The organism is Streptomyces sp. NPDC037242, from assembly GCF_055604165.1.
Map to the genome: position 1 here is coordinate 245267 of NZ_JBVJUY010000008.1, position 6957 is coordinate 252223.

The following is a 6957-nucleotide window of genomic DNA, read 5'->3' on the forward strand; positions in this document are numbered from 1 at the left end:
GACGGTCAGAAGAAGACGGACCTGCGCTGCACCAGCAGCTTGTACAACGTGTGCTGGATCTGCTCCCGCACCTGATCCGTCAGGTTGAACATCAGCATCGGATCCTCCGCGGCCTCCGCCGCGTACCCGTCCGTCGGGATCGGCTCACCGAACTGGATCGTCCACTTCGTCGGCAGCGGCACCGCCCCCAACGGCCCCAGCCACGGGAACGTCGGCGTGATCGGGAAGTACGGGATCCCCAGCAGCCGCGCCAGCGTCTTCGCGTTGCCGATCATCGGGTAGATCTCCTCCGCCCCCACGATCGAGCACGGAATGATCGGCGTCCCCGCACGCAGCGCCGTCGACACGAACCCGCCCCGACCGAACCGCTGGAGCTTGTACCGGTCCCCGAACGGCTTCCCTATCCCCTTGAAGCCCTCCGGCATCACCCCGACCAGTTCCCCGGCCTCCAGCAGCCGCTGAGCGTCCTCCGCGCACGCCAGCGTGTGCCCGGCCTTCCGCGCCAGCTCGTTGACCACCGGCAGCATGAACACCAGATCGGCCGCCAGCAGCCGCAGGTGCCGCTGCGCCGGGTGGTGGTCGTGCACCGCCACCTGCATCATCAGGCCGTCCAGCGGCAGCGTCCCCGAGTGGTTCGCCACTATCAGCGCACCACCCTCCTTCGGGATGTTCTCGATGCCCTTGACCTCGACCCGGAAGTACTTGTCGTACAGCGGCCGGATCATCGACATCAGGACCTGATCGGTCAGCTCCTTGTCGTAGCCGAAGTCGTCGACCTCGTACTCGCCGGTGACCCGCCGCCGCAGGAAGGCCAGCCCGCCCGCGATCCGCCGGTCCCAGCCGCCCCCGGCCGGCGCGGGCGCCGGCTCCGGCACGGCCTCCACCACGGGCTCGGCAGCCGCCGTCGGCTCCGGCTCCACCGGCGGAGCGGCCCGCACCCGCCGGGGCCGCCGGCGCGACCGGTCCTCGTCGAACGGAATGACCTTGGCGTCCGCCACTATCGCTTCGCTCCCTCAGCCGCAGGCTCTACGTTCAACAGGTCCGCCTTCACCAGCCCCGCCACCCGGTCCACGGCCCGCGCCGCCCGCTCCGGCGGCAGCAGCCCGGTCCCCCGGCTCCGCGCGAAGTCCGCGAACGTCTCGGTGGTCGTGTACATCGGCTCGAACCCCAGCACCTCCCGCATCTGCGTGGTCTGCACGACCCGCCCGTGCGTGAGGAGCCTTATCTGCTCGGGCGAGAAGTCCGTGACCCCGACCGCCCGCAGCGCGGACCCCACCCACGTCACCGCGGGCAGCAGCAGCGGCACCGTCGGCCGCCCCAGCCGCCGCGAGCACTGCGACAGCAGCAGCACCCCGTCGCCGGCGATGTTGAAGGTCCCGCTGTTGAGCGTGCCGCTGCGGGGATCCTGCGCCGCCAGCCGCAGCACGTCCAGTACGTCGTCCTCGTGGACGAACTGCAGGCGCGGGTCGTAGCCCAGCACCGTCGGCATCACCGGCATCGAGAAGAACTCGGCGAGCGCCGAGTCCGCGAAGGGCCCCAGGATGTTCGCGAACCGCAGGACGCACACCGCCACGTCCGGCCGTCTTCGCGCGAAGCCCCGTACGTACCCCTCGACCTCCATGGCGTCCTTCGCGAACCCGGCCGACGGCAGCGACTTCGGCTGCGTCGTCTCGGTGAACACGGCGGGGTCCCGCGAGGTGCCCCCGTAGACGCTCGTACTGGACTTCACCACGAGCCGCCGTACCGTCGGCGACTTCTGGCACGCACCGAGGAGCTGCATCGTCCCGATGACGTTGGTTTCCTTGACCGTGCTGTGCGAGCCCCCGCCCGCCCCCGAACTGCCCCCGGTGACCGCCAGGTGCACCACCGTGTCGACGGCGTGCTCGGCGAGCACGCGGGCGATCGCCGACTGCCTGATGTCAGTACGGATGAACTCCGCCGATCCCAACCGGTGCGGCGGAGCCACCGCGTCCACCGCGATGACCCGCTCGACCGCCGGATCACGCTGGATCCGCCGTACGAAACGGCCTCCCAGCTGCCGGGCGGCCCCGGTGACGAGCACGACCTTCCCCACGAGCTCAGCGCCTCCCTGTTAGGAACAACCCGTCCCCGGCTACACCGCAGCCCCTCCACCAGAATGGTGGAGGGGCTGCGGAGAACACGTACAGCTGCCGTTTACTTCTTGTTACGGCGCTGGACGCGGGTGCGCTTGAGCAGCTTGCGGTGCTTCTTCTTAGCCATCCGCTTGCGCCGCTTCTTGATAACAGAGCCCACGACTACCCTCGCTCACTTCTCTTCATTCGGTGCGGGGCGTCGGGGCCCACACGACCTGTGTCGGCCTAGCCTACCCGCCCGAGCTCTGAGCTTGTAATCCGAGTGCACGCGAGGGGTGACACAGGGGGCCCGACAGGCCCCCGAGGCCCGTTCTCAGGCCGACTCCACCCCCACAAATGACTCGCGGAGGTACTCGTGCACCGCGTTCTCGGGGACCCGGAAGGACCGGCCCACCCGGATTGCGGGCAGATGGCCGTTGTGCACCAGTCGGTACACGGTCATCTTCGACACTCGCATCACCGAGGCGACCTCCGCCACGGTCAGGAACTGAACCTCACTGAGAGGCCTCTCGCCAGCAGCCATGACACACCTTGACCTTCCGCGCATGACGGGCACCGGCTTCCCCTCCGGTTACACCCCGTCGTCGCACGCTCACTCCCCAGAGTAGGGGCGTGTGATACGAGTGGGGAAGAGGAGCTACAGCCACTCCTGGCGACCCGACAGGTTCGCCCGGCCCAGCACATAGCGAGTGAGCGGACCGTAGTAGTCCGAGCGCACCGCGTCATCAAGCGGAACGGCCACCGAGACCCGCCCCTCGGCCTCCCCGACGAACAGCGCCGGATCATCCGTATCCGCCAGCCCAATCGCCTCCACACCGAGCTGACCTGCACCGCAGACCCACCCGTGATCCCCCACCACCAGCCCCGGCAGCGGCCCGCCGGCCTCCGCGAGGGCCGCGAGGGCGATCCGAACCGGCAGCGGCGAGTGGGTGTGTGCGCCGGTTGCACTCCCGGGCGGGCGCGCGCCGCCTTCCCGCACCAGTGCGACTCCCCGTACGTAATCGATGTTGTACGGGCGTACGCCGAACCGGGTCTGCATGTCCACAGCCACCCCCTGCGCAGGAGTGAGAACAAGACATCCCGCCGCCGACAGCGCCTCCGCCAAACCTGCGTAGAAGCCCAGGAGCCGATGCGGGTGACCGGTCCCGAACAGCACCGGCGCCCGCGCCCGCGCCGCCGCCCGCAACCGCCCCGCGAAGGCCTCCAGTCCCGCGAGCGTGAGCTCCGGGTCGATCACGTCCGGCCCGCTGACGTGCGCCGGGTCCGCCGAGACCCCGCACTTGTCCGCCATCAGCCGCAACAGGTCCCGCTCGCCCCAGCACCACTCCGGATCCAGCCCCAGCAGCACCCGCGGATCACGCGCCGCGAACAGCCGGTAGCTGCGCAGGCTCTCCTCCCGGGAGGTCGCGACGGGCCCGGCCAACCGGGCGGCCAGCAGATGCGCTCGCAGCGCGGCGGTGCTCAACACCCTCCGATGCTGCCGCACGGGACCTGGCGGTTCATCAATTACACGGATGAGCCCCACAGTTGGCGTAACACATGGCATGCCCGCGCCCGCCCACGGCTCACGGATCACGACTCACGGGCGGTCGCTACACGAGCATCCCGCGCAGCGGGAACACCGCCCGCCGCGTCGCCAGCACCGCCTGGTCGATCCGGTCCGCCGGGTCGTAGCCGCTCTCCCACTCCCGCCACACCGGCGTCCGCCCGTCCGTCATCCGGGCCGGCGCCAGCTGCCGCGTACGCGCGTACACCTCGTCCCGCCACGACGCCGGTACCGCGCTCTGCGGATCGATCGGCCTGTGCCCGGCGATGGCCACCAGATGCGTCCACGACCGCGGTACGACGTCCACGACCTCGTACCCGCCGCCGCCCAGCGCCAGCCACCGCCCGTCCGCGTACTCGTGCGCGAGCCGGTGACAGGCCTCCTGGACCGCCCGCTGCGCGTCCAGCGACACCGCAAGGTGCGCGAGCGGATCCTCGAAGTGCGTATCGGCCCCGTGCTGGGTCACCAGCACCTGTGGCCGGAAATCCTCCAGCAGCTCCGGCACGGTCCCCGCGAAGGCCCGCATCCACCCCTCGTCACCGGTCCCGGCGGGCAGCGCGACGTTCACCGCCGAACCCTCGGCGGCGCCCCCGCCGCCCGTCTCCTCCGGCCAGCCCGTCTGCGGGAACAGCGTCCGCGGGTGCTCGTGCACCGACACCGTCAGCACCCTGGGGTCGTCCCAGAACGCCGCCTGCACCCCGTCCCCGTGGTGCACGTCCACGTCCACGTACGCCACCCGCTCGGCCCCGAGCTCCAGCAGCCGCGCGATGGCCAGCGACGCGTCGTTGTACACGCAGAAACCGGCCGCCCCGCCCGGCATCGCGTGGTGCAGCCCGCCGGCGAAGTTCACGGCGTGCGCGGCCTCCCCGCGCCAGACGGCCTCCGCCGCGGCCACCGACTGCCCGGCGATCAGCGCGGACGCCTCGTGCATCCCGTGGAACGCCGGATCGTCCATGGTCCCCAGCCCGTACGAGCCGTCGGCGACCCCCGGGTCGGCCGAAACCTCGCGCACGGCGGCGACGTAGTCCGCCCGGTGCACCAGCCGCAGCGTCGAGTCACCGGCCGGCTTGCCCGCCCGTACCTCCAGCTCCCGGTCCAGCCCGAAGGCCCGTACCAGGCCCATCGTCAGCGCCAGGCGCACCGGATCCATCGGATGGCTCGGCCCGAAGTCATACTTCGTTACCGCCTCGTCCCACATCAACAGCCCGGTCATCGGCTCGCCGCTCATGCCGCACACCGTATCCGGCCACATCCGAGCCGAACGAGCGGGCGTAGAACAACGTCACCAGCACCAGCGCCATCGGCACGAACATCGCGCCCCGATAGCTCCACGCGTCCCCGATCCCCCCGACGAGCGGGGACCCGATCAGGAACCCGACGTAGTTGAAGATGTTCAGCCGCGCCACGGCCGTGTCCGAAGCCCCCGGGAAGAGCCTCCCGGCCGCCGCGAAGGTCTGCGGCACGATCACGCACAGCCCGATCCCCAGCAGCGTGAACCCGAGCATCCCCACCCACGGACCCGAAGCCACCGCCACCACGGCGAAACCTCCCGCCGCCACCAGCGTCCCCATCCGCACCACGGCCGCGGCCCCCAGGCGCCGCACCCCCAGGTCGCCGACGGCCCGCCCCAGGAGCGTGGTCACCATGTAGACGTTGTACGGGACCGTCGCCAACTGCTCGGAGCTCCCCAGCACGTCCTGGAGGTACTTGGCACTCCAGTTCGCCACCGTCGAATCCCCGATGTACGCGCACGCCATCACCAGGCAGAGCGGCAGCAGCAGCTTGAACCCGCCGGCGCCCAGCCCCTTCTGCGCGCCCACCACCGGCACGGAACCCTCGTCGACGTAGAACCGGCTGGCGAAGAGGGCCGCCGGCAGCAGCACGACCACGGCGGGCAGGTACGAGGTGAACAGCGACAGGTGCCAGTGCGCCCCCGCCCACGCGGCCGACGCCCCCAGGATCCCGCCCAGGCTGTAGGAGGCGTGGAACCCCAGCATGATGCTGCGCCCGTACGCCCCCTGGAGCCGCACCCCGAGCATGTTCATGGAGGCGTCCAGCGCACCCACGGACAGCCCGAACGCCCCGAGGGCCAGGGCCACGTGCCACATGTCCGTACCGGCACCCGCACCGAGGAGCGCGAGCAGCACCAGGGGCTGCGCCCACCTCAGCACCACACTGGGCGGCACCCGCTTCACGAGGTGCTCGGTCGCGACGCTCGACAACCCGGCGAGGATCGGAACGGCGGCGAGGAAGGCGGGCAGCAGCCCGTCGGATATCCCGTACCGGTCCTGGATGGCGGGGATCCGCGTCACGAGGAGGGCGAAGGTCACGCCCTGCACGAAGAAGCTGAACCCCAAGGCCCCCCGCCCGTGGCGAAGCCGCACGTCTGCTGTCATGGCGGCACAGCGTAGGCCCCGTGGCTACCGGTGGGTAGAGAGATCACATGGTCAATCCTGCAGGCCGAGCAGCCCGAGCAGCTGCGCCATGTCCCCGAAGTACCCGGTGGCCCCGGGCAGCCGGTCCGCGGGCAGCATCCCGGTGAATGCGTACACGTCCATCCCTGCGGCGACCGCGGCCTGGATCCCGAGCGGGCTGTCCTCGACGACCACGCACCGGGCCGGCTCCGCGCCCATGGAGCGAGCGGCGTGCAGGAACAGGTCCGGGGCGGGCTTCCCCTTGCCCACGTCCTCCGCGCTGAAGATCCACTCCTCCTCGAACCACTCGTCGAGCCCGGCGGCCCGGTGCCCGACCCGGATCCGCTCGTGGCTCCCGGAGGAGGCCAGACAGTACGCCGTGCCGCTCTCGCTCAGCGCACCGAGCACCCCTTCGACACCGGGCACGGGCTTGAGCTCCCGCTCGAACGCGGCGAAGGTCCGGGCGTACAGGGTCCCGTCGAACTCCGCCGGCAGCTGCTGCCCGGTCCTCTCCTGCACGAGATCGTGCACCCGGTGCAGGGCGGCTCCCATGTAGTCGCGGAGCGACTCCTCGTACGAGGTCGGATGCCCGAGCTCGGTCAGGTACCCGGCGAGGATGCTGTTGGCGAGCGGCTCGCTGTCCACCAGCACGCCGTCGTTGTCGAAGATGACGAGGTCATAGCCCATGCGCTAACCCTACGATCCGTCAGGCCGGATCCATCCGGACACCATGCCGGGCATCCGCAGGACACCTGAAGGGCCGTACGTAAGGGCCGTGCGTACCCGGCCCGTAAACGCAGAAAAGCCCCGCACCATAAGGTGCGGGGCTTTCCCACAATGATTGTTCGGCGGCGTCCTACTCTCCCACAGGGTCCCCCCTGCA

At 70.7% G+C, this 6957-nt stretch carries 8 protein-coding genes; all 8 read right to left on the reverse strand.

Annotated features, from left to right (window positions below; translation table 11 throughout):
* Window positions 1-5: 5 nt before the first annotated feature.
* Entirely contained in the window at window positions 6-998 is a 993-nt protein-coding gene (locus ACZ7GJ_RS12970) for a lysophospholipid acyltransferase family protein (RefSeq protein WP_470751337.1), read from the reverse strand.
* Window positions 998-2074 (reverse strand): NAD-dependent epimerase/dehydratase family protein, encoded by a 1077-nt coding sequence (locus ACZ7GJ_RS12975; protein ID WP_470751338.1) that lies wholly within the window; start codon window positions 2072-2074, stop codon window positions 998-1000. Before ACZ7GJ_RS12975 ends, ACZ7GJ_RS12970 begins: the two co-directional genes overlap by 1 nt.
* A gap of 101 nt (window positions 2075-2175) precedes the next feature.
* Window positions 2176-2274, reverse strand: a complete 99-nt coding sequence (locus tag ACZ7GJ_RS12980) for a 30S ribosomal protein bS22 (RefSeq protein ID WP_003948845.1) — start codon at window positions 2272-2274, stop codon at window positions 2176-2178.
* Between the two features lie 153 nt (window positions 2275-2427).
* On the reverse strand, window positions 2428-2637 hold the full coding sequence (locus ACZ7GJ_RS12985) for a helix-turn-helix domain-containing protein (RefSeq protein ID WP_162688852.1): 210 nt from the start codon (window positions 2635-2637) through the stop codon (window positions 2428-2430).
* Between the two features lie 114 nt (window positions 2638-2751).
* A complete protein-coding gene (locus tag ACZ7GJ_RS12990) occupies window positions 2752-3582 on the reverse strand; it encodes a phosphatase (RefSeq protein WP_470751339.1) in 831 nt (276 codons plus the stop codon).
* Window positions 3583-3706: 124 nt separating this feature from the next.
* The gene (locus ACZ7GJ_RS12995; protein WP_470751357.1) at window positions 3707-4858 is read right to left on the reverse strand and encodes an acetoin utilization protein AcuC; all 1152 of its coding nucleotides are present in this window, start codon (window positions 4856-4858) and stop codon (window positions 3707-3709) included.
* Window positions 4830-6056 carry an MFS transporter gene (locus ACZ7GJ_RS13000; protein ID WP_470751340.1) on the reverse strand — a complete coding sequence of 409 codons (1227 nt, stop codon included), beginning with the start codon at window positions 6054-6056 and terminating at the stop codon, window positions 4830-4832. The genes ACZ7GJ_RS12995 and ACZ7GJ_RS13000 overlap by 29 nt, the downstream gene beginning before the upstream one ends.
* Before the next feature lie 51 nt (window positions 6057-6107).
* A complete protein-coding gene (locus ACZ7GJ_RS13005; protein WP_470751341.1) occupies window positions 6108-6761 on the reverse strand; it encodes an HAD family hydrolase in 654 nt (217 codons plus the stop codon).
* Between the last annotated feature and the right edge of the window lie 196 nt (window positions 6762-6957).

Coding starts and splice junctions, on each gene's coding strand:
- ACZ7GJ_RS12985 (WP_162688852.1), bottom strand. CDS start 2,637: ATGGCTGCTGGCGAGAGGCCTCTCAGTGAGGTTCAGTTCCTGACCGTG.
- ACZ7GJ_RS12995 (WP_470751357.1), bottom strand. CDS start 4,858: ATGTGGGACGAGGCGGTAACGAAGTATGACTTCGGGCCGAGCCATCCG.
- ACZ7GJ_RS13000 (WP_470751340.1), bottom strand. CDS start 6,056: ATGACAGCAGACGTGCGGCTTCGCCACGGGCGGGGGGCCTTGGGGTTC.
- ACZ7GJ_RS13005 (WP_470751341.1), bottom strand. CDS start 6,761: ATGGGCTATGACCTCGTCATCTTCGACAACGACGGCGTGCTGGTGGAC.